This is a genomic window from Pseudomonas persica (assembly GCF_900291015.1).
Taxonomy (GTDB): domain Bacteria; phylum Pseudomonadota; class Gammaproteobacteria; order Pseudomonadales; family Pseudomonadaceae; genus Aquipseudomonas.
The window spans coordinates 1-258 of record NZ_OLKL01000219.1; the positions used below are offsets into that span (position 1 = coordinate 1).

General features: G+C 66.7%; 1 protein-coding gene. It reads right to left on the minus strand.

What is annotated here, in order from left to right:
• Window positions 1–258 (minus strand): response regulator (locus FQ664_RS26335; protein WP_144175922.1); only part of this gene is annotated, 258 nt, incomplete at both ends.

Sequence of the window (258 nt, forward strand, 5' to 3'; positions counted from 1 at the left end):
GTATGCGCCAGCGCCGGGGTGTCCGGGTGCGAGCGGCGCAGCTGGTGCAACAGCTGGGCACCGTTGCCATCAGGCAGGTTGACGTCGATCAGCCACAGATCGTGGGCACCGGGCTCGGCGCGCGCCAGGGCGCTGGCCAGTGAGTCGGCGGTGTCCACATCCGCTGGTAACGTTTCCAACGCCGCTTTGAAAAAACCACGGCTGATGATGTCGTCCTCGACAAGCAGGAAGCGGGGTCGACTGGCCCGCGGGGTCATC